This window comes from Haloarcula sp. NS06, from assembly GCF_051122755.1.
Taxonomy (GTDB): domain Archaea; phylum Halobacteriota; class Halobacteria; order Halobacteriales; family Haloarculaceae; genus Haloarcula.
This window is the reverse complement of sequence record NZ_CP184844.1, coordinates 1,593,311-1,611,744: the sequence shown is the minus strand read 5'-3', so window position 1 is coordinate 1,611,744 and position 18,434 is coordinate 1,593,311. Positions and strand designations below refer to the sequence as shown.

The following is an 18,434-nucleotide window of genomic DNA, read 5'->3' as shown; positions in this document are numbered from 1 at the left end:
GTATCGGAGCCGTTACTCGTGGTGGGTCGGCGCGGCCGCCTCAACGGCGTCGCAAGCCAGCGCCTCGAAGTCGGCTTGGTCGGGAACGACATCGACCGAGATACCGGCGTCCTCGGCCGTCTCTCGCGTCGGCTGGCCGATTGCGCCGACAGTCGCCTCGTTCAGCCCGTCGATGGCAGCCCCGCGGGCACCGCGGTCCGCAGCCGCATCAAGGAAGTGTTCGACGGTGAGCGAGGACGTGAACAGCGCCGCGTCGAGGTCTCCACTTGCTGCCAGCTCCGCGGACTCGCCTGATTCCGGGGGCCGGATAAGCCGGTACAGCACGGTTTCGTGGACGTACGCGCCAGCGTTCTCCAGTCCGTCAGTCAGCACTGCGGAGCCGTGGTCCGACCGGGCGACTTCGACTCTCGTGCCGGCCACCGCTCCGGACAGCGTTTCGACGAGTCCCGTCGAAGAGTACTCCGCGGGAATTATGTCGACGTCATAACCGGCCTCGTGAAGCGCCTCGGCGGTCGACTCGCCGATGGCACACACCGTCGCCTCGCCGGGGTCCCAGCCGGCTTCGGCGGCGAGTTCGACACCGGTCTTGCTTGTCAGGACGACGTAGTCGGCGTCGGTACGGGGCGTGACTAGCCTATCGTCTCGATCACCGTCGGCATCGTCGGCCGTCGCCGGTTCGATCGCAAGCATCGGGTCCGGAACCGGGTCGGCACCGAGCGATTCGATGAGTTCGACTGCGTCGTTCAGGCGCTCATCATCGGGCCGGAAGGCGGCCACGCGTAGACGCGGTTCTTCGCGCATCAGTACCCCTCCAGGAACTCCACCACTTGCTCTCGCTCGCCGGCTACCTCGCCGATGACGGTGATAGCGGGCGGTTCGATACCGGCCTCGTCACGAACGGAGACGATGGTGTCGAGCGTCCCAGTTGCGACCTGTTGGTCCGGCCAGGTCGCGCGTTCGACGAGCGCGACCGGCGTATCGGGGTCCATCCCTGCCTCACGCAGGGCTTCGGTGTACTGCGGGAGCTTGCCGACGCCCATCAGGACGACGAGCGTGCCGCCGGTCGCGGCCAGCGCCTCCCAGTCGACAGCCGATTCGTCCTTGGTGGGGTCCTCGTGGCCGGTGACGAAGGAGACAGAGGAGGTATAATCACGGTGCGTGACCGGAATCCCGGCAGCTTCGGGGCCGGCAATAGCGCTCGTAATTCCCGGAACGATCTCCACGGGGATTCCGTGCTCCGCGAGATGGGCCAGTTCCTCGCCGCCGCGACCAAACACCATCGAATCGCCGCCTTTCAGCCGGACGACGGTGTTTCCTTCTTCGGCCAGTTCGACCAGTCGGGCGTTGGTATACTCTTGGGGCGTCCACTCGCCGCCGGCGCGTTTGCCCACGTCCTCACGTTTCTCCTCGGGGATCATCCCGATGATTTCCGGGCCAGGGAGCTTGTCGTGCAACACCACGTCGGCCTCCTCCAGCAGGCGCTTTGCCTTGACCGTCAGCAGGTCCGGGTCGCCGGGCCCGGAGCCGACCAGATACACTTTGCCGGGTGCAGCGTCCGTCATTCCTCGTTTTCCTCCCGCACTGCCGAGGCGTCATCGGCGTCCGTCGAGTCCCGCTTGGCCTCGGCAATGAGGTCGTCAGCGCCCTGCTCGGCGAGTTCCGCCGCAAGGTCCTGTGCCGCGTCGATATGGTATTCAGCCGGGATGTCGCGACCGACCGAGACTTCCTCAGTGCCGTCCTGTGAGAGGACGCGAACTCGCGTATGGACAACGCCACCCTCTAGCTGGGCGTGGACGCCGATTGGAGCGACACAGCCACCGCCCAGTTCTTCGAGAATCGTTCGCTCGACGGTCGTCTCGACACGTGTCTGGGGGTCATCTCGCCGGTCTTTGATATCCAGCGCGAGGTCGCCATCGACGGCGGTCACCGCTAGTGCGCCCTGCCCCGGGGCCGGCACAAACCGGTCGGGGTCGAGATCAGACAGCCCGACGTAGCGCGTGAGCCCGGCGCGGTGGAGCCCCGCCTTCGCCAGCACGATAGCGTCGTATTCGGTGTCTGGGTCCCGCTCCATCGCCCGCCGTTCGAATTCGGTGAGGTCGTCGAACCACTCCTCGACCGTTCGGTCGTAGGGGTGTTCCTCGTCCCCTTCGTCGGAGTCCTCGGCGTCGTCCGTCTGCTCCTGTTCGGCCTCGTGGCGCTCCTGATGTTCCTGCTGGAGCGACGGAGCCAACAGCTTCGCAAGACGCGTGTCGACGTTGCCCCGGAGCGGTTCGACAGTGAGGTCGTCGCGCTCAGCGAGCAACTGCGCCTTGCGGCGCAGGCTCGACGTGCCGACGGTCGCGCCCTCGGGCAGTTCTTCGAGCGAGCGGCCGTCGGGCGTCACCAGCACGTCCTCGGCGGCGGCCCGCTCGGGGACCGCCGCGACAACGAGGCGCTCGGGCCGTTCGGTCGGCATGTCCTTCATCGAGTGAACCGCCGCGTCGAGTTCGCCGTCAAGCACCTTCTCGTCAAGGCTGCGCACGAACGCGCCGGTTTTCCCCAGTCGGTGAATGAGTTCGTCCCGTATCTGGTCGCCCGTCGTCTCCACCTCGACGAGTTCGACCGCCAGTCGGCGACTGCTCAGTGAATCCCGAACCGTCGCCGCCTGGCGCAACGCGAGGTCCGAGCCCCGCGTCGCCAGTTGCAGTGTCTCCCCGCGTGTTGTCATACCCGACATTCCTCGGTCAGCGCGTAAAAACGCACTTCTTCGTCGATTCGATGTCGTTACGCAGTCGTCTCAGCGAACACAGTTCCGAGCACGCACTGCGAAACGAAGCCCGCTATGAACGTTGTCGCGCCCCCGGCGACGAGGGCAAAGTCGATCAGTCTGTTGAGCGTGTCGACGGGACCGACACTTACTGTGAGCACTACGAACGCGTGCAGGAGCACGTACATGGCTGGCAGAAAGACCGCCGTACAGAGCACGCCGGCAGCCGTCGCGCGCCGAATGACCGGCGGGACACCGACCGGGAGGGAACTGGTCAGGGCCATCGAGTACGGCTTTGTGGTGGGTACACGTATTTCTGTGGTGCAGTCCGTGAGTCCATGCAGCGCGTTACCACGGCTCGTTTTTCAGGCCGAGCAGGTAGGCGATGCCGTTGGTCACGACATGTAGCACCGGCGTCGCGATGACGACCACGACTAGCACCGGGAGGGTGAACGTCTCGGTGAACCACGACGGCGCGGCCACGAGCGCACAGAGCAACGCTCCGACGACGAAGTCCAGCTGGTCCAGCCCGGGGAACGCGGCCCCGCGCTCACGGCCCGTCCGGCGTTTGAGGAAGGACGCGCCGATGTCCCCGAGCATCGCACCGAAGGCGAGTCCGAGTCCCGCACGGAGGGAAAACGTCGGGAGGTCGGTTCCCAGTGCAGTGCTCACGCTGGGCGCGACCTGCGTCAGTCCGAGCGCGAGTAGCGTCCCGGCGGCGGTGCCGATGAGCGTCCCACGCCAGGTCTTGCCGTCACCCAGCACTCGCCGCCCGCCCCACGTTCGGCCACCGTCTATCGGTCTGCCGCCACCGGCGAGTACCGCGGCGTTGTTCGGGATGTACGCCGGCAACATCGCCCACAGCGCCCAGACAACCGTGTCGACCGTCTCCATATCCCCGCCGTCTGCCCCCGTCGTCTTAATGTGTGTGACTCGCCGCTGTGGGGTTAGCGAGAGTGGCCACAGACTCCGGGACTTACACGGGCACGCCTATACGCGTTGCTGGTCAACGAGTCTAAAAAAGATCGAGAACTGGCCTCAGAACGGCGCTTCGGGGCCTTCGTCTTCGTCGCCGCCAACGTCGCCGCCGCGAGACTCACCGGGGAAGGACGGACTCATGCCGCCGCTTCCGCCGGACATGCCTTCCTGCTGTTCCATCCCAGTTCGGGCGGTGACCTCGTTGATCTCCGGGATCTCCTTGGTCATGCGCGTCTTGATGGCCTGAATGGTCATCGGCGAGATGCCACAGCCGGAACAGGCACCGCCGAGGCGGATCGTGACGCTGCCTTCCTCGCGGTCAATTTCCTCGATGGCCGCGCTTCCGCCGTGCATCTGGATCTGGGGGAAGTTGCGGCGCAGGAAGTTCGTGATTCGCTCGCGCAGGTCGTTGGCGTCCTCTGTCTCAGTGCTCATAGTGAATTGTATTCCGTCCCGGGAGGGCTTAGACCTTTGGACTAACATCTATATCACGAGGGAGAAACCGCGGCCCGCGGGCACCTGTCCGTAGTTACCCTGAACATACCTGAACCTTCTACGAGCGGGGCGAGTAGCCCGTGGTATGACACCCTCCGCTGATGAAGCGCAGATGTTCGAGTGCGCGACCTGTGGCGGCGTCGGCATCGGCGACAACCGGCCGGCGTGCTGCGGCGAGCCGATGGCGGCGACCGAGACAGGGGAGACGGCAGTCAGCGAGCCGTCGCTCGAAACCCTGCTGCAGACCGTCTTCGATATGTCCGGGACCGAGCTGGACATCTGTCTCTGCGTGATGGAGGGCGGTGAGTTGACCGTTGCAGCACTGGCCGAGCAGATCGGCTACGACCGGAGCGTGGTCGCACGGCATCTCAACCATCTCGCGGAGTTCGGCGTCGTCGAGAAGCGCCGGCGAATCAGGCCGGAGGGTGGGCACGTGTACGTCTACACGCCACAGCCGCCAGAAGTAGTGCGTGAGCGGCTCCGCGGGGCGTTCCTGTCGTGGGTCCGGCTGGCGACCGCGCAGTTGGACGACCTACAGCGTGAGAAGGTCGAGGCGATAGCCGACGCCGAAACCGACGAGCGGCAGTGGACCGTGTTTCAGGAGCGGTAGTGGCGACCGCGACAACTCAGGAACAGTCCGCTCTCAGATGCGGTCGGCAGTCACAGCGTAGACGACCGCGAGGACAGCACCGTAGACGACATGCCACAGCAGCGACGGCGGCGCGAAGTTCGGGAACGGGGGCGAGGCCGGTGAGCCGACCGCGCCGAGCCAGACTGGCATCAGAAGCGCGGCGAAGAGTACCCAGGTGGCGACGCCCCAGCCGACACCGAGTCCAAACAGTTTGCCGGACGATTCTAGACTGAGGACCCTCGCTAGCCCGGCGAACATTACGCCCATCACAGCCCCGTGTGAGAGGTGGACGACGAGGCCGGCCCCCGGACTCGGCGGCGGTGCGAGCCCGTACAGGGACGGGATTGCGACGGCGAGCGTCGCAGTGTTCATGACGAGAATCAGCGCGCCCATGACGGCGCTGCCGGCGATACCGCCGAGAACGCCGGCTTTCCAGTTGCCGGTACTGACATCGTACGTCTGTGTCGTTTCTGTCGTCGTTGACATGCAGGCGAACGGTCACGCCGTCTAGCAAAAGAGCCGGCGTGGCTGTTCGGCCTCGTGCCACGTCCCCGGAAGAACTATACGCTGGCTCCCGCCGGCCATGGCCAGACAGGCAACCAACTTTCAAGCCGGGGCCGGACGGACAGGTGGTATGGCAGACTCCGACACAGTGATGGCTCGGTTCGATACCCCAGACATCGACGACCTCCCCGAGGACCTGCAAGAGCGTATCGCGGAGGAAACCGACCGCGCCGGCTTCACGCCGAACATTTTCTCGGCGATGGCGTATCGCCCCTCGCATTTCCGGGCGTTCTTCGCGTACCACGACGCCTTAGTAGAGGAGACGGCGCTCGAACGCGAAGAAGTCGAGATGATAATCGTCGCTGTCAGCGGCGTCAACGACTGCCTTTATTGCATCGTCGCCCACGGTGCGCTCCTGCGGATCTACGCCGACGCGCCCAAGCTCGCTGAGCAGGTCGCCGCGAACCACCGGACGGCCGAGATTAACGAGACGCACAAGGCGATGCTCGATTTCGCCGTCAAACTGACCGAATCGCCCGCCCGTATCGAGGACGCGGACCTCGAACGGCTGGAGGAACACGGCTACAGCCGCCGTGCTATCTGGGACATCGGCAGCGTCGCCGCCTTCTTCAACCTCTCGAACCGCCTCGCACAGCTCGCCGACATCCGCCCGAACGACGAGTTCTACAACCTGGGCCGCTGATACGGTCGGCGTGCTGGACGCCCGCTCTCACGCCGCCTCGGCCGGCCGTACCGTTTCAGCGCCACACTCCGGACAGGTCAGGTCTTCGACTGTCGCCGCGCGCTGTGCGAACTCGGTCCCGCAGTCATCACAGCGGAACCTGTAGGGCCGTTCTCCGGAGCCGAACAGCTCGGAGACCGTGTCAAGCACACCCATACTAGTGTACTCAACGTCGAGCCCCCAAAATCTTCCGGCTGAAGTACATTTCCGGTGTGGTTTGATACATATAGCATGCATCACAGCGCGTATCTATACACCTAGTAGTTCTGGTCTTGCCTATCAGGGGCATCCACAGGTGTATGAACAAAACACTCTATCTGATGCAGAAGGACAGCGAAACGCGGATCGAAGTTGACGACGATGGCTACGACCGAATCATCGAGAACGGCAACGTTGTCGGCCACCACATGAGCAACCCCATCGTCAAGCTGACGTAAGCGCAACGCAGTCCCGAAGCATCGCTGCTGACGCACAACATCCGGGAGTTTTTGCCGCTGGCTGTTGAATCGGTGTCCAATGAGTGACGCCGACGGCGGTCCGAAACAGGTCTCGGACCCGGCCTACCACAGCGAGAACCACACGGCCGCCCAGACCTGCGGCTGGACAAAAAACGCCCTCCGCGGCGAGGGGAAGTGTTACAAGTACATTTTCTACGGTATCGAATCACACCGCTGCATCCAGATGACGCCGGTCGTGAAATGTAACGAGCGGTGCGTGTTCTGCTGGCGCGACCACGCTGGCCACGCTTACGAACTCGGTGACGTGGAGTGGGACGACCCGGCGGCAGTCGCCGACGCTTCCGTGGAACTCCAGCGAAAACTGCTGTCGGGCTTCGGTGGCAACGATGAGGTCCCGCGCGAGGTGTTCGATCAGGCGATGGAACCGCGCCACGTCGCCATTTCGCTGGACGGCGAACCCACGCTCTATCCGCACCTGCCGGAACTCATCGAAGAGTTCCACGACCGCGACATCACCACGTTCCTCGTTTCCAACGGGACCAACACGGAGATGCTCGAGCGGTGTGACCCGACCCAGCTGTACATCTCCGTCGACGCCGCCGACCGGCAGACGTTCGACTCGACGGTGCAGGCGATGGAGGACGACGCCTGGGACTCGCTCATCGACACGCTAGACGTGCTGGCCGAGAAAGACGACACCCGCACCGTCATCCGGACGACGCTGGTCAAGGGCCACAACATGCACCACCCCGAGTGGTACGCGGCGATGTGTGACCGGGCCGACGCGGATTTCGTCGAGATGAAGGCGTACATGCACGTCGGCCACTCGCGTGGTCGTCTCGACCGAGACTCGATGCCCGACCACAGCGAAGTCAGGGAGTTCACACGGGAGATGGGCGAGTACCTCCCCGACCATGACGTGCTGAAGGAGGTCGAAGACTCCCGCGTGGCGATGCTCGCCGAGGACGAGAACACCTGGGTCCCGAAACTGGAGAAGTCGAGCGATTTTTGGGAGCAGGACGCGCTTGTGGAGTACTGACTGCATCGTACAGCAGGGGACGCCCAATCACAGCAGTGTGATGGGCTGAACGTGTTAGGCAGCGGTTTAAATTGTATCCAGCAGGAACAGTAAGACGCGCTTCTGCTACCAACCCCGTACCAGTTTTCTACTGTTCCAAAAGTGGAATGCATTCCACCTTCGGTATGCTTATCCGGCGGGAATCCCTACTGCAGTGCATGGCTGAATCAATGGGACAGGGCGTCGGTCGGGACGAGTTGGCGACGCTAAAACTGCTCGCCCTCGACGGTGCGCTCGACGAGTCGACGAAGGTGTCTTGTGCCGATCTCGCCGAACGACTGGACGCCTCGAACCAGACCGCCTCGCGGCGGCTCCAGCGGCTCGAAGACGCCGGGCTGCTGGCCCGTGATATCGTCAGTGACGGGCAAGAGGTTGAACTGACCGGAGACGGTGAACGACGCCTCCAGTCCGAATACGCCGACTACCGACGGATCTTCGAATCCGACGCCAGCGTCGATCTGACCGGCGTCGTCACCTCGGGGATGGGCGAGGGTCGCCACTACATTACGCTCCCGGGCTACATGGAGCAGTTCATCGAACGGCTGGGGTACGAGCCGTTCGCGGGCACGCTCAATCTCGAACTCACAGCCGAGAGCGTCCGCAAGCGAGCGCGGATGAGCGCTATCGAGCCGGTCACCATTGAGGGCTGGGAGGACGACGAGCGGACGTACGGCCCCGCGTACTGCTACCCTGCCTCGATAGAGGGGAGCGACGGCGAGTACGAGCCGGCCCACGTCATCGCCCCCGAGCGGACCCACCACGGCGAGGAACAACTCGAAGTGATCGCGCCCGAGAAGCTCCGTGGCGTCGCTAGAACTGGCCGACGGTGACGAGGTGATCGTGCATGTCTCGGAGTGAAGAAACCGCTGCCGACGCCGACAGCGTGGCCGACGCCGTCGCCGCATTCGCTCGGGGCGAGCCGGTGCTGATCCACGACGCCGCCGACCGCGAGGGCGAGACGGACCTCGTCTATCCGGCCGGTGCCGTCACGCCCGAAGCCGTCGCTCGGATGCGGAACGACGCCGGAGGCCTCGTCTGCGTCGCGCTCTCGGACCACGTTGCCGAGGCGCTGGAACTCCCCTTCATGCAGGAGGTCCTCGACCATCCGACAGCGGCCGACCACGACCTCGCGTACGACGAGCGCTCCTCGTTCTCGCTGACGGTGAACCATCGCGATACCTTTACCGGCATCACCGACGAGGACCGCTCGCTGACCATCCGGGAACTGGCCGCCGTCGCGGCGGACCCGGACCCGGACGCGTTCAGCGATGCCTTCCGGTCACCGGGCCATGTCCACCTCCTCCGCGCGGCTCCGGACGGCCTTTCCGACCGCGAAGGTCACACTGAACTCGCGCTCGCGCTCGCGACCGCGGCCGACCAACCCGAGGCCGCCGTGGTCTGTGAGATGTTGGACGACGAGACGGGTGCAGCGCTGCCCCCGGCAGCAGCACGGACCTACGCCGACCGCGAGGGACTCGTGTACGTCGAAGGTGCCAGCTTGCTAGAGCGCTTCGACTGATACTGGCGGCTGTAGCTGAGACAGACTTAGTCGTCACTCCGTAGCGTCGGGATTATTGAGGGACGTACGTCCGACATCATGAGAAGCGGGCAGCCAGTGTTTATGTCCGGCAATCATGGGGCTGGACCGGTTTGCGAGTCAGAAGGGTGTATCCGCCGCCGCTCCAAGTTGTCTGAGACCGCTGGCGACGAGGTACAGCGTCGCTCCAGTGAACAACGCGATACCCACGGCCCGAGAGAGCCCGGGGACCGGTGATTCGACGACACCGGAGAGATTGCGCGTGATGACCTCGGCCTGAATCAGGAGCAGGCCCAGCGGAAGCAACAGAACAGCGACGCTACGGTGGAGCGACCGCTTCAGGGAGGACATGTGCGGTGCAGACGACCAGATTTCACTAAAGCGTTTGCGCTCACGAGAACAGTGATCCGTACTGGACGTGTCAGGCAGCGCGACCCTGACCCGCGGGGGTATCGTCAACACTCTTAACCAAGGGAATCAATGGGGTAGATATGACACACGACGAGACAGCAGGAGGCACCACCCGCGGACATCGCGACTGGCAACTCACTGGAGGGGTCGTGCGATGAGCGACCGTCCGGAGATGTTCGAGGGAACAGACCGTATCTGGATGGACGGCGAGTTCGTCGACTTCGAGGACGCACAGACCCACGTTCTCACGCACGCGCTGCACTACGGGACCGGCGTTTTTGAGGGTGTTCGCTGTTACGACACTGAACAGGGGCCGGCAATCTTCCGCTGGGAGGAACACTTAGACCGCCTGTACAAGTCCGCGAAACCCTACGACCTCGACATCGAGTTCAGCAAAGACGAACTCACCGAGGCGACGACAGAACTCATCGAGACGGAAGGGTTCGAATCGTGTTACATCCGCCCCATCGTCTACTACGGCTTCGACTCGCTCGGCGTGAGCCCGAAAGACTGCCCGACGAAGACCACCATTGCAGCGTGGCCGTGGGGCGCGTATCTGGGTGAGGAAGCGCTGGAGGAGGGCGTCGATGTGATGGTTTCGTCCTGGCGCAAGCACGCCTCCAGCCAGATTCCGACCAACATCAAGACGACCGGGCTGTACGTCAACAGCATGCTCGCCGGCGAGGAGGCCCGCCGGAACGGCTACACCGAGGCCATCGTCCTGAACAAGGAGGGCAACGTCGCCGAAGGGCCGGGCGAGAACATCTTCATGATCCGGGACGGCGAAATCTACACGCCCGGGCTGGCCGAGAGCATCCTCGAAGGCATCACCCGCAACACCGCAATCACGCTCGCCGAAGAGATGGGCTACACCGTCCACGAAGAAGCGACCATCTCCCGTGGCGAACTGTACACCGCTGACGAACTGTTCTTCACCGGGACGGCAGCGGAGGTCACCCCCATCCGGAGCGTTGACGACAACGAAATCGGCAAGGGGACGAAGGGGCCGGTCACTGACGAGCTTCAGTCGGCTTTCTTCGACGTGATTGAGAGCGGTGACCGCGAAGAGTGGTTCCACTACGTCTGAGCGGGAACTGAACTCCGCGGTTAATTGTCTGCGAGGTCGTCCTCGTCGGCGACCGGAATCGGCGTCGCGTTACTACGGTCCGTGTCGCCGAAGCCGGCGCTGAGGATGCGCGTCAGCGCTTCTTCGACGCGCTCATCAATTTCCTCGTAGCGGTGCGGTTCAACCTCGACGACGTAGCCGGTCGTGATGTTCGGCGCCGTCGGCAGGAAGAGCACCTCGCGGCCGTCGTCGGTCGTCTGTCCAGTTTTGAACGCCGTCATCCGCATCCCGTCCCACACTTCGAGTTTTACCGGCGCCTGGAGGTCTTCGGTTCCCCCGACGGCCGTCTCGACCGCCATCTTCGAGGCGTTGTACACCACCCGGAGGCCCGGCACGTGGTTCATTGCGTCATCGATTGCGCGTTCGACGATATCGCCGAAGGCCGTCCGCATCAGATAGCCGATAGAGAATACGATGAGGATAAAGATAATCAGCGTCGTGAACACCCGAGCGAGTTCAACAGACGGCTCTCCCGAAGGGAGTCCCAGCGTTGACAGCAACTGGCTGTCAATGGCGTCGATAACCGCTGCGGACGCGAGAATAGAGTAGAGATAGAGAATGACGTATGCTGTCACGAGAAGCGGCAGCAGGATAATAAGGCCGCTCGCGAAATCGCGCTTCCACGACGTTGAGGAGGCCATACAGGTACGTATCGGGCGCGGGATATGAGCCCTTTCCTTTGGTGCGTTCAATCACCAACGCGGTCGCTGACGGGGGGCGACAGAGGGAATCGCTGCCGGACTACCACTCGGCAACGCTGCCGTCGTCGTGTCGCCAGACGGGGTTGTGCCAGTCGACCTCCTGCTGGGACTGCTCCCGGAGGAACGCCTCGTCAATCTCGATTCCGAGACCGGGGTCGGTGGGTACGGTGACGAACCCGTCCTCGTAGTCGAACACGGACGGGTCGGCGAGGTAGTCCAGCACGTCGGTGGTCTCGTTGTAGTGGATGTCGATGCTCTGTTCCTGAATGAGCGCGTTGGGCGAGCAGGCGTCGACCTGAACACACGACGCCAAGGCGACCGGGCCGAGCGGGCAGTGAGGGGCCATCGCCACGTCGTAGGCCTCGGCCATCGACGCGATCTTGTACACCTCGGTGATGCCGCCGGCGTGGGAGAGGTCCGGCTGAATCACGTCGACAGCACCGTCCTCGAACACCTCCTTGTAGTCCCAGCGCGAGTACATCCGCTCGCCGGTTGCAATCGGAATCTCGGTGTGGGCCGCAAGCGCCGGCAGCGCGTCGTTATGTTCTGGTAGGACTGGCTCCTCGATGAACATCGGCTCGTAGGGCTCCAGCGCGGACGCGAGCCGTTTGACCATCGGCTTCGTGACGCGGCCGTGGAAGTCGACGCCGATGTCGACTTCTGGCCCGACGGCCTCCCTGACCTCTCGCAGGCGTGTCGCGGCGGCCTCAACCGTGGCCGGGGTGTCGACGCGCTCTATCTTCGGTGTCGCGTTCATTTTCAGCGCCGTGAACCCAGCGTCGACCTGCTCCCGAGCGGCGCTGGCTACGTCCGAGGGCTCGTCGCCACCGATCCACTGGTACACCCGAATCCGGTCCCGTGCCTGCCCGCCAAGCAGCTGGTGGACCGGCGCACCGAGTTGCTTGCCCTTGATGTCCCACAGCGCCTGGTCGATGCCGGCGATAGCGGACATCAGGACCGGGCCGCCGCGGTAGAAGCCGCCGCGGTACATCGCCTGCCAGTGGTCCTGGATGTTCTCGGGGTTCTCCCCGACGAGATAGCTGTCAAGCAGTTCCTCGACGGCCGCACGCACGGTGTGGGCCCGTCCCTCGACGACGGGTTCGCCCCAGCCGACGGTCCCGTCGGCCGTCTCCAGTCGAAGGAAGAGCCACCGGGGCGGCACCTCGAACAGTTCGTAGTCGACGATGCGGTTCCCGCTCGCGCCGGCCGCTGTCATTCCAGTGTCCTCCGCGCTGTGCCATGCACATCAGTCCCGTGGAGAGCAGTACGCGATGTTTCGAACCGTGCTTCGTCGGCGTGTGGAGTCATGTGAGACACACATAGGAGACGTGTATATAGTCATTGTGTGATTCCAGAGCGGCCGTCAGCGCCGATATCCCGGTGTTTGTGATAACGCAAACCCCCGCTATCGCGTCGGTAGCGGTCAGTTGCAGCTAGTTACTGCTCGCGGTGGCGCTCCCATGTGCGGACCAGACCGGCAAGCGTTTCATTCACGGGGACCGGCACCGTCGCAGTCTCGGCGACGTAGCCGTTGATGGCGTCTATTTCTGTCCGACGGCCGGCCGAGATGTCCTGATACATCGACGAGTGGTTGGCGGCAGTGTCACGGACGACACGCTCGACGAGCGACACCGCGCGCTCGTCGGGGAGGTCGATGCCCTGCTTGCGGGCAACGGCGGCCGTCTCACGGGCGGCGTCAGCGGCGATATCGTCGGCCGGTGAGTCGGCCAGCGCACCGTTCGGCACACGGGCGAGCGCTGTCACCGCGTTGATGCCGGCGTTGACTGCGAGTTTCTCCCAGAGCCGGGTTGGCATGTCCTCCGCGACGGTCGTCTCAATGTCGGCCGCACGGAACGCCGCCCCGATGTCGTCGGCAACTGCGGACCGGCCGCCGTTGCGGTTCCCCAGCACGATCTCGCCGCGGCCGGTGAACGCGACGGTACCCGGCTCTTGGAGTCGCGCGCCGTATGAACACGTCCCTGCCAGCACCGGACAGTCGAGTTCGGCAGCCAACTGCGATTCGTTGCCCATCCCGTTCTGGAGTGAGAGACACGCATCGAGCGTACAGTCGGCAAGGTCCGCTGCCGTTGCAGCGGTGTCGTATGCCTTGACTGTCACCAGCGCGAGGTCGGCACGCTGCGGAATCGGCGTCTGTGCGTTCGGGTGGACCCGGAACTGCTCGGCTCCGACCACCGAGAGACCGTTCTCGCTGACGCTGCCCACGTGTGGCTCTCGGCCCACGAGCGTCACGTCGTGTTCGCGAGCGAGCAGGCCACCGACGAGGCTGCCGAGGCTCCCGGCCCCGACGACGACGATATCCATACCGACGGGCAGGGACGGCCCGGACAAAAACCCATCACTGGCGGGCCAAATCAGCACGCACTTGCCCACGAGGGGCGAACGAGTGAGCATGGGCGACTCCGACGACGCCGAGGCGGTAGTTCGGGCTATCGACGAGATCGGTATCGACCGGCTGACTGAGACCATCGTCACGGCGTGGGAGGGGATCGGTGGCGGCGTCGAAACCGGGGCCGACCTGGCCGGAAGAGGAAACCAGGCATCGGTTCGAGCTATCCGACCCCGACGAAGCGGTTGGACTGGACGTGCTCGCAGCGGTGCTGGACGCGTCACCGCGATCCCCCGCAAAAGCGTTCGTCCACCTCGGTGTCGGACGACGAGATACCCCCAGCACGAACGGTTCGCTGTCGAGACACTCGCGGGACACACCGACGTTTCGGCTACGGACACTCACACGACCGGAACGGTGCCGATGACGGCAGAGACGTTCGACGCGCTGGCGCGAGTCTACGGGGGGACACTGGTGTACGTCGTCATCGGTGACGAGGACGGGCACGCAATTCTCGAACTCGACTGGACGACGCTTCGGTTCTCGCTCCCGCCGTCGGCCGGCGAGACAGTGCAGGAAGCAGTCGGACCGGGCGTCGCCGAGCGATTCGAGTAAGCGTAACCACCGTCGCGGATGCAGTCGGTGATTCCAGACAGCCACCGAGCCGTCTCAATCCTCCTGCCAATAGTAGATATCCTCTTTTGGCGCGTTACAGGACGGGCATTCGTCGGGGATATCCTCTATTTGGCCCATTTCGCCGCATTCCCAGCAGCGCCACATCAGTTCGGCCTCGCCCGCGGCCCCAGCGCTGAGATGCTCGCTTGACATCGCTTCGATGCCGTCCTCAACCGTGACGTAGAACCCGTGTTCGTCGAACCCGCGGATGGTCCCGAGTTCGTTGCCGTCTTCGTCGTACACCGTCTGTCCGAACGAATACTCCTCGCTTTCGATGTTCGTGGTCATGTCAGCCATACATAGAGCTAGTCGGTCCGAGATGTGTTAAATGCTAGCGTGAGCCGAGAATTGCATGATCGACGAGCCGACCGAGGAGAGAAGATCGCCCAGTCAGCCCCTGAGATGCCTGCGTCGCTACCGCGAGAACAGGCTGTTGTGGACGGGTGCGAAGTCGCTCTCCTGACTGTCCTCGACCACCGAATCGGTGACGGCGTTACCGTCGACGCCCGCGTCGAGGAAGTCCGCGAGCGGCGGCCCGACGTTGTCCGGTTCGACGAGGAACGCGTCGTGGCCGTGGTCGGAGTCGATGACGTGGTGGGCGACGTTCGCGTCGGCCTCCCGGAGCGAGTCGGCTAGCGCCTCCGCCTGCTGGGTGGTGAAGTGCCAGTCGGCGGTAAAGGACATCACCAGCGCGTCGCCGTCGAACGCCGCCAGCGCGTCCGTGTCGGACTCGAACCCGGCGGCGAGGTCGTAGTTGTCCATCGCCCGCGTCAGATAGAGGTAGCTGTTGGCGTCGAATCGCTCGGTGAACTTCTCGGCGTTGTAATCGAGATACGACTCCACGTCGCGGTACGGAAAGAACGCGCCCGCGGCGTCAGTGGGGAACGTGCGGACGGCGTCCCGGCCGGCGGCGCGGCGGCCGAAGCGCCGCTCCATCGACGCCTTCGAGAGGTACATCACGTGGCCCAGTTGGCGGGCCAGCGCCAGCCCGTCGCTCGGCGGGTCTTGATCCTCGCCGTAGTAGTGGCCCTGATTCCAGTTCGGGTCGGTCGTGATGGCCCGGCGGGCGATAGCGTCGAGCGAGAGGCACTGCGTGTCCAGTCGCGCAGCCGCGGCGATGGGAACGATGCGGTCGACGTGGTCCGGGTGGCGCTTGGCCCACTCGATGACGTTCATGCCACCGACGCTGCCGCCGACGACAGCATGGAGGTGCGGAATCCCGAGTTCGTCAAGCAGCGCGCGCTGGGCTTCGGTCCAGTCTGTGACGGTGACCGGCGGGAAGTCGGTGCCGTAGGGCTCACCCGTCTCCGGGTTCTCGCTTTTCGGTCCCGTCGAGCCGTAGCAGGAACCGGGCACGTTCGCACAGACGACGTAGTACTCCGTGGTGTCGATGGCCTTGCCCGGCCCGACTATGTCGTCCCACCAAGCGCGGGCCTGATCGGCACTGTCGACCCGGTCGCGGCCGGCGACGTGGGCGCTACCAGTCAGGGCGTGACAGACCAGCACCGCGTTGTCGCCGTCGAACTCCCCGTAGGCCTCGTAGGTGATTTCCAGATCCGGAATCGTCTCCCCGCAGTCGAACTCGAACTCGCCGAGCGAGACGGTGTTGTGTTCGACGTTCATGTGACTCGTTCGATTGTGGCGTCGATGTCTGCGATGATGTCCTCTGGGTCTTCGATGCCGACGCTGAACCGGAGGAGGTCCGGCGTGACGCCGCTGGCACGCTGTTCCGCCTCACTGAGCTGGGCGTGGGTAGTCGAGGCCGGGTGGATGACCAGCGTCTTGGCGTCGCCGATGTTCGCGAGGAACTGGGCTAGATCCGTCTCCTCGCAGAACCGTCGGCCGGCGTCGTAGCCGGCTTCCAGCCCGAACGTGACGATACCGCCGAACCCGCCGGAGAGGTACTGCTGTGCTAGGTCGTGGGTCTCGTGGCTCTCCAGCCCAGGATAGGTGACCCAGGCGACCTCGGAGTGGTTTTCGAGGTGCTGGGCGACAGCCATCGCGTTCTCGCAGTGGCGTTCCATCCGCAGAGAGAGGGTTTCCGCGCCTTGGAGGGTCGCCCAGGCGTCGAACGGCTTCTGGCCGTCGCCAAGCGACCGGAGCGCGCGCTGGCGGGCGGCGACGGAGAAGGCGCGGTCGCCGAAGGCCTCGGAGAAGTTCTTGCCGAAGGCCTCATTTTCGCCGCCGAGTTCCGGGAACTTCTCGGGGTACTCGTCCCAGGGGAACGAGCCGCCGTCAACGAGGACGCCGCCGACGGTCGTCCCGGAGCCGTGGATCCACTTCGTCGTCGACTCCCAGAGGAGGTCCACACCGTGGTCTAGCGGGTTACACAGGGCCGGCGTTCCGAACGTGTTGTCGACGAAGACGGGCACACCGTGGTCATGGGCTACCTCGGCGATTTCCTCCATCGGCGGGACGACCAGCGACGGGTTGCCGATGGTCTCGAAGTGGACGTAAGCCGTGTCCTCGTCGATTGCCTCGGCGTAGGCGTCCGGGTCGAGGGTATCGACGAACCGCGTCTCGATGCCCCGGCGGCTGGCGGTGTTGGAGTAATATGAGTGGGTGCCGCCATAGATAGAGGAGGCCGTCACGATGTTGTCGCCGTTGGCCGCGAGGACAAACGTCCCGGCGTCAAGTGCGGCCATCCCTGACCCCGTCGCGACGGCGTCGACGGCGTTTTCAAGCGACGCGATGCGGTTTTCGAGCATCCGGACGGTGGGATTGTCGAACCGGGAGTAGACGTTGCCGTCGTCATTCAGGGCGTACCGGTCGGCCGCGGTGTCGGCGTCTTCGAAGACGTACGACGAGGTCTGATAGATGGGCGGCGCGCGTGCCCCTGTGGCCGGGTCCGGCTCCTCCTGGCCGGCGTGGACACAGCGCGTCCCGAATCCGTAGTCGTCAGTCATGTGCAGTATGCATATATCTCTAGCTATCTATAACTCAGAGTTACGGCAATTCTCTCTTATTGTGATAGGATACCACGGTGTCGGTTCGCCGACCGGCGAAACCGAGGGAGAGGGTATTTGTCGGTGGCTGTCTACACGCCGGTATGGACCACGACACTGCCGGACGAACCAGCCGACAGATTCTCGACGCCGTCGGCAGTGCCGTCATCGCTGACGACCACTTCCTCGAAACCGTTATGACCGGTATCCTCGCTCGGGGGCACGTCCTGCTCGAAGACGTGCCGGGCACGGGGAAGACGCTCACCGCCCAGTCGTTCGCGACGGCGCTCGACCTCTCGTTCAAGCGGGTGCAGTTCACGCCGGACCTGCTGCCGTCGGACATCACCGGCTCGAACGTGTTCAACGAGGCCACTGGCGAGTTCGACTTCCAGCCCGGCCCCGTCTTCGCCAACGTCGTGCTGGCCGACGAAATCAACCGTGCGCCGCCCAAGACGCAGGCCGCGCTGCTCGAAGCGATGGGCGAGAAGCAGGTCACTGTCGACGGTGTGACTCACGACCTGCCCGAGCCATTCTTCGTCATCGCCACGCAGAACCCCGTCGAACAGGAGGGGACCTTCGGCCTCCCCGAGGCCCAGCGGGACCGCTTCATCGTCAAAACATCGATGGGGTATCCCGACTTCGGCGGCGAACGCGAACTCATCGACCGGCGGGCCGACCGCACGGCACAGGCGCCGAGCGTCACCAGCGTCATCGACGGCGAGCGGCTGCCGGCGCTCCAACGAGCCGTCGAGTCGGTCACCGTTGACGGCACGCTTCGAGACTACGTCGTCGAACTCGGCCGCGCGACCCGCGAGGACGACCGCGTGGACGTCGGCGTTTCTCCGCGTGGTATTCAGCGACTGTTCGAGGCGACTCGCGCCGCCGCGGTCCTCGACGGCCGCGACTACGCCGTCCCGGATGATGTGAAAACCGTCGTCGAGGAGGCGTTCGCCCACCGACTTGTCCTGACTGCCGACGCTGGCGTCCGCGGCGTCGACCCGGCGACCGTCGTCGACGACGTGCTGGACCGCGTCGAGGTACCGGCCGTCAGTCCCTAACT

Annotated in this window: 22 protein-coding genes and 2 pseudogenes; 9 read left to right on the top strand and 15 right to left on the bottom strand. The window is 64.5% G+C overall.

Annotated features, from left to right (window positions below):
* Positions 1–12: 12 nt before the first annotated feature.
* The 6 genes from ACODNH_RS12085 to ACODNH_RS12060 form a co-directional block, all read right to left on the bottom strand.
* A complete protein-coding gene (locus ACODNH_RS12085; protein ID WP_434530338.1) occupies positions 13–801 on the bottom strand; it encodes a uroporphyrinogen-III synthase in 789 nt (262 codons plus the stop codon).
* The gene (gene cobA / locus ACODNH_RS12080) at positions 801–1,562 is read right to left on the bottom strand and encodes a uroporphyrinogen-III C-methyltransferase (protein WP_434530337.1); all 762 of its coding nucleotides are present in this window, start codon (positions 1,560–1,562) and stop codon (positions 801–803) included. The genes ACODNH_RS12085 and cobA overlap by 1 nt, the downstream gene beginning before the upstream one ends.
* Entirely contained in the window at positions 1,559–2,707 is a 1,149-nt protein-coding gene (hemC, locus tag ACODNH_RS12075; RefSeq protein ID WP_434530336.1) for a hydroxymethylbilane synthase, read from the bottom strand. Before hemC ends, cobA begins: the two co-directional genes overlap by 4 nt.
* A gap of 56 nt (positions 2,708–2,763) precedes the next feature.
* Complete coding sequence (locus ACODNH_RS12070; protein WP_306704427.1) at positions 2,764–3,030, bottom strand: hypothetical protein; 267 nt, start codon at positions 3,028–3,030, stop codon at positions 2,764–2,766.
* 64 nt (positions 3,031–3,094) lie between these two features.
* Entirely contained in the window at positions 3,095–3,640 is a 546-nt protein-coding gene (locus ACODNH_RS12065; RefSeq protein WP_306704425.1) for a CDP-2,3-bis-(O-geranylgeranyl)-sn-glycerol synthase, read from the bottom strand.
* A 144-nt stretch (positions 3,641–3,784) separates the two neighbouring features.
* Entirely contained in the window at positions 3,785–4,159 is a 375-nt protein-coding gene (locus tag ACODNH_RS12060) for a NifU family protein (protein WP_058993009.1), read from the bottom strand.
* 145 nt (positions 4,160–4,304) lie between these two features.
* Here ACODNH_RS12060 and ACODNH_RS12055 point away from each other — a divergent pair, with 145 nt between their 5' ends.
* On the top strand, positions 4,305–4,829 hold the full coding sequence (locus ACODNH_RS12055) for a helix-turn-helix domain-containing protein (RefSeq protein ID WP_306704419.1): 525 nt from the start codon (positions 4,305–4,307) through the stop codon (positions 4,827–4,829).
* A gap of 33 nt (positions 4,830–4,862) precedes the next feature.
* Here ACODNH_RS12055 and ACODNH_RS12050 read toward each other — a convergent pair whose 3' ends face one another.
* Entirely contained in the window at positions 4,863–5,336 is a 474-nt protein-coding gene (locus ACODNH_RS12050; protein ID WP_306704417.1) for a DUF6789 family protein, read from the bottom strand.
* A gap of 148 nt (positions 5,337–5,484) precedes the next feature.
* On the opposite strand from ACODNH_RS12050, the gene ACODNH_RS12045 reads away from it, so the two are divergent.
* A complete protein-coding gene (locus ACODNH_RS12045) occupies positions 5,485–6,057 on the top strand; it encodes a peroxidase-related enzyme (protein ID WP_306704415.1) in 573 nt (190 codons plus the stop codon).
* Between the two features lie 27 nt (positions 6,058–6,084).
* Here ACODNH_RS12045 and ACODNH_RS12040 read toward each other — a convergent pair whose 3' ends face one another.
* A complete protein-coding gene (locus ACODNH_RS12040) occupies positions 6,085–6,252 on the bottom strand; it encodes an FmdB family zinc ribbon protein (RefSeq protein WP_306704413.1) in 168 nt (55 codons plus the stop codon).
* Positions 6,253–6,395: 143 nt separating this feature from the next.
* On the opposite strand from ACODNH_RS12040, the gene ACODNH_RS12035 reads away from it, so the two are divergent.
* The 4 genes and pseudogenes from ACODNH_RS12035 to ribB all read left to right on the top strand — a co-directional run bounded on the left by ACODNH_RS12035 (position 6,396) and on the right by ribB (position 9,151).
* Complete coding sequence (locus ACODNH_RS12035) at positions 6,396–6,533, top strand: hypothetical protein (protein WP_306704411.1); 138 nt, start codon at positions 6,396–6,398, stop codon at positions 6,531–6,533.
* 79 nt (positions 6,534–6,612) lie between these two features.
* Positions 6,613–7,593, top strand: a complete 981-nt coding sequence (gene twy1 / locus ACODNH_RS12030; protein ID WP_306704409.1) for a 4-demethylwyosine synthase TYW1 — start codon at positions 6,613–6,615, stop codon at positions 7,591–7,593.
* 197 nt (positions 7,594–7,790) lie between these two features.
* Positions 7,791–8,490 (top strand): annotated as a pseudogene (locus ACODNH_RS12025) (DUF120 domain-containing protein).
* A complete protein-coding gene (ribB, locus tag ACODNH_RS12020) occupies positions 8,477–9,151 on the top strand; it encodes a 3,4-dihydroxy-2-butanone-4-phosphate synthase (RefSeq protein ID WP_306704405.1) in 675 nt (224 codons plus the stop codon). The pseudogene ACODNH_RS12025 and the gene ribB overlap by 14 nt, the downstream one beginning before the upstream one ends.
* A gap of 138 nt (positions 9,152–9,289) precedes the next feature.
* Here the strand turns inward: ribB and ACODNH_RS12015 are convergent, their stop codons facing one another.
* Positions 9,290–9,520 carry a hypothetical protein gene (locus ACODNH_RS12015; RefSeq protein WP_434530335.1) on the bottom strand — a complete coding sequence of 77 codons (231 nt, stop codon included), beginning with the start codon at positions 9,518–9,520 and terminating at the stop codon, positions 9,290–9,292.
* 214 nt (positions 9,521–9,734) lie between these two features.
* Here ACODNH_RS12015 and ACODNH_RS12010 point away from each other — a divergent pair, with 214 nt between their 5' ends.
* Positions 9,735–10,667: a branched-chain amino acid transaminase gene (locus tag ACODNH_RS12010; RefSeq protein WP_434530334.1), complete on the top strand. Its 933-nt coding sequence runs from the start codon at positions 9,735–9,737 to the stop codon at positions 10,665–10,667.
* Between the two features lie 20 nt (positions 10,668–10,687).
* Here the strand turns inward: ACODNH_RS12010 and ACODNH_RS12005 are convergent, their stop codons facing one another.
* From ACODNH_RS12005 to ACODNH_RS11995, 3 genes are all read right to left on the bottom strand, one after another.
* Complete coding sequence (locus tag ACODNH_RS12005) at positions 10,688–11,347, bottom strand: DUF502 domain-containing protein (protein WP_306704399.1); 660 nt, start codon at positions 11,345–11,347, stop codon at positions 10,688–10,690.
* 100 nt (positions 11,348–11,447) lie between these two features.
* Positions 11,448–12,623 carry a galactonate dehydratase gene (gene dgoD, locus ACODNH_RS12000; protein ID WP_434530333.1) on the bottom strand — a complete coding sequence of 392 codons (1,176 nt, stop codon included), beginning with the start codon at positions 12,621–12,623 and terminating at the stop codon, positions 11,448–11,450.
* A 221-nt stretch (positions 12,624–12,844) separates the two neighbouring features.
* The gene (locus ACODNH_RS11995) at positions 12,845–13,729 is read right to left on the bottom strand and encodes a ketopantoate reductase family protein (protein WP_434530332.1); all 885 of its coding nucleotides are present in this window, start codon (positions 13,727–13,729) and stop codon (positions 12,845–12,847) included.
* Positions 13,730–13,817: 88 nt separating this feature from the next.
* Here ACODNH_RS11995 and ACODNH_RS11990 point away from each other — a divergent pair.
* A pseudogene (locus tag ACODNH_RS11990) lies at positions 13,818–14,369 on the top strand (hypothetical protein).
* 54 nt (positions 14,370–14,423) lie between these two features.
* Here the strand turns inward: ACODNH_RS11990 and ACODNH_RS11985 are convergent.
* From ACODNH_RS11985 to ACODNH_RS11975, 3 genes are all read right to left on the bottom strand, one after another.
* Positions 14,424–14,726: a DUF7130 family rubredoxin-like protein gene (locus ACODNH_RS11985; protein WP_004594080.1), complete on the bottom strand. Its 303-nt coding sequence runs from the start codon at positions 14,724–14,726 to the stop codon at positions 14,424–14,426.
* A 117-nt stretch (positions 14,727–14,843) separates the two neighbouring features.
* The gene (gene metX, locus ACODNH_RS11980) at positions 14,844–16,052 is read right to left on the bottom strand and encodes a homoserine O-acetyltransferase MetX (protein WP_306704386.1); all 1,209 of its coding nucleotides are present in this window, start codon (positions 16,050–16,052) and stop codon (positions 14,844–14,846) included.
* A complete protein-coding gene (locus tag ACODNH_RS11975; protein WP_434530331.1) occupies positions 16,049–17,335 on the bottom strand; it encodes an O-acetylhomoserine aminocarboxypropyltransferase/cysteine synthase family protein in 1,287 nt (428 codons plus the stop codon). Before ACODNH_RS11975 ends, metX begins: the two co-directional genes overlap by 4 nt.
* A gap of 143 nt (positions 17,336–17,478) precedes the next feature.
* Here ACODNH_RS11975 and ACODNH_RS11970 point away from each other — a divergent pair, with 143 nt between their 5' ends.
* Positions 17,479–18,432, top strand: coding sequence for an AAA family ATPase (locus ACODNH_RS11970; RefSeq protein WP_434530330.1), 954 nt, complete (start codon positions 17,479–17,481; stop codon positions 18,430–18,432).
* Positions 18,433–18,434: the final 2 nt, after the last annotated feature.

Excerpts from the sequence above, each read along its gene's own strand:
- ACODNH_RS12040 (WP_306704413.1), bottom strand. The coding sequence starts at position 6,252 with ATGGGTGTGCTTGACACGGTCTCCGAGCTGTTCGGCTCCGGAGAACGG.
- ACODNH_RS12050 (WP_306704417.1), bottom strand. The coding sequence starts at position 5,336 with ATGTCAACGACGACAGAAACGACACAGACGTACGATGTCAGTACCGGC.
- twy1 (WP_306704409.1), top strand. The coding sequence starts at position 6,613 with ATGAGTGACGCCGACGGCGGTCCGAAACAGGTCTCGGACCCGGCCTAC.
- ACODNH_RS12055 (WP_306704419.1), top strand. The coding sequence starts at position 4,305 with ATGACACCCTCCGCTGATGAAGCGCAGATGTTCGAGTGCGCGACCTGT.
- dgoD (WP_434530333.1), bottom strand. The coding sequence starts at position 12,623 with ATGACAGCGGCCGGCGCGAGCGGGAACCGCATCGTCGACTACGAACTG.
- ACODNH_RS11995 (WP_434530332.1), bottom strand. The coding sequence starts at position 13,729 with ATGGATATCGTCGTCGTCGGGGCCGGGAGCCTCGGCAGCCTCGTCGGT.
- ACODNH_RS12010 (WP_434530334.1), top strand. The coding sequence starts at position 9,735 with ATGAGCGACCGTCCGGAGATGTTCGAGGGAACAGACCGTATCTGGATG.
- ACODNH_RS12045 (WP_306704415.1), top strand. The coding sequence starts at position 5,485 with ATGGCAGACTCCGACACAGTGATGGCTCGGTTCGATACCCCAGACATC.
- ACODNH_RS12060 (WP_058993009.1), bottom strand. The coding sequence starts at position 4,159 with ATGAGCACTGAGACAGAGGACGCCAACGACCTGCGCGAGCGAATCACG.
- ACODNH_RS12015 (WP_434530335.1), bottom strand. The coding sequence starts at position 9,520 with ATGTCCTCCCTGAAGCGGTCGCTCCACCGTAGCGTCGCTGTTCTGTTG.
- ACODNH_RS11970 (WP_434530330.1), top strand. The coding sequence starts at position 17,479 with ATGGACCACGACACTGCCGGACGAACCAGCCGACAGATTCTCGACGCC.
- ribB (WP_306704405.1), top strand. The coding sequence starts at position 8,477 with ATGTCTCGGAGTGAAGAAACCGCTGCCGACGCCGACAGCGTGGCCGAC.
- ACODNH_RS12035 (WP_306704411.1), top strand. The coding sequence starts at position 6,396 with ATGAACAAAACACTCTATCTGATGCAGAAGGACAGCGAAACGCGGATC.
- metX (WP_306704386.1), bottom strand. The coding sequence starts at position 16,052 with ATGAACGTCGAACACAACACCGTCTCGCTCGGCGAGTTCGAGTTCGAC.
- ACODNH_RS12005 (WP_306704399.1), bottom strand. The coding sequence starts at position 11,347 with ATGGCCTCCTCAACGTCGTGGAAGCGCGATTTCGCGAGCGGCCTTATT.
- ACODNH_RS11985 (WP_004594080.1), bottom strand. The coding sequence starts at position 14,726 with ATGGCTGACATGACCACGAACATCGAAAGCGAGGAGTATTCGTTCGGA.
- hemC (WP_434530336.1), bottom strand. The coding sequence starts at position 2,707 with ATGACAACACGCGGGGAGACACTGCAACTGGCGACGCGGGGCTCGGAC.
- ACODNH_RS11975 (WP_434530331.1), bottom strand. The coding sequence starts at position 17,335 with ATGACTGACGACTACGGATTCGGGACGCGCTGTGTCCACGCCGGCCAG.
- ACODNH_RS12065 (WP_306704425.1), bottom strand. The coding sequence starts at position 3,640 with ATGGAGACGGTCGACACGGTTGTCTGGGCGCTGTGGGCGATGTTGCCG.
- ACODNH_RS12070 (WP_306704427.1), bottom strand. The coding sequence starts at position 3,030 with ATGGCCCTGACCAGTTCCCTCCCGGTCGGTGTCCCGCCGGTCATTCGG.
- cobA (WP_434530337.1), bottom strand. The coding sequence starts at position 1,562 with ATGACGGACGCTGCACCCGGCAAAGTGTATCTGGTCGGCTCCGGGCCC.
- ACODNH_RS12085 (WP_434530338.1), bottom strand. The coding sequence starts at position 801 with ATGCGCGAAGAACCGCGTCTACGCGTGGCCGCCTTCCGGCCCGATGAT.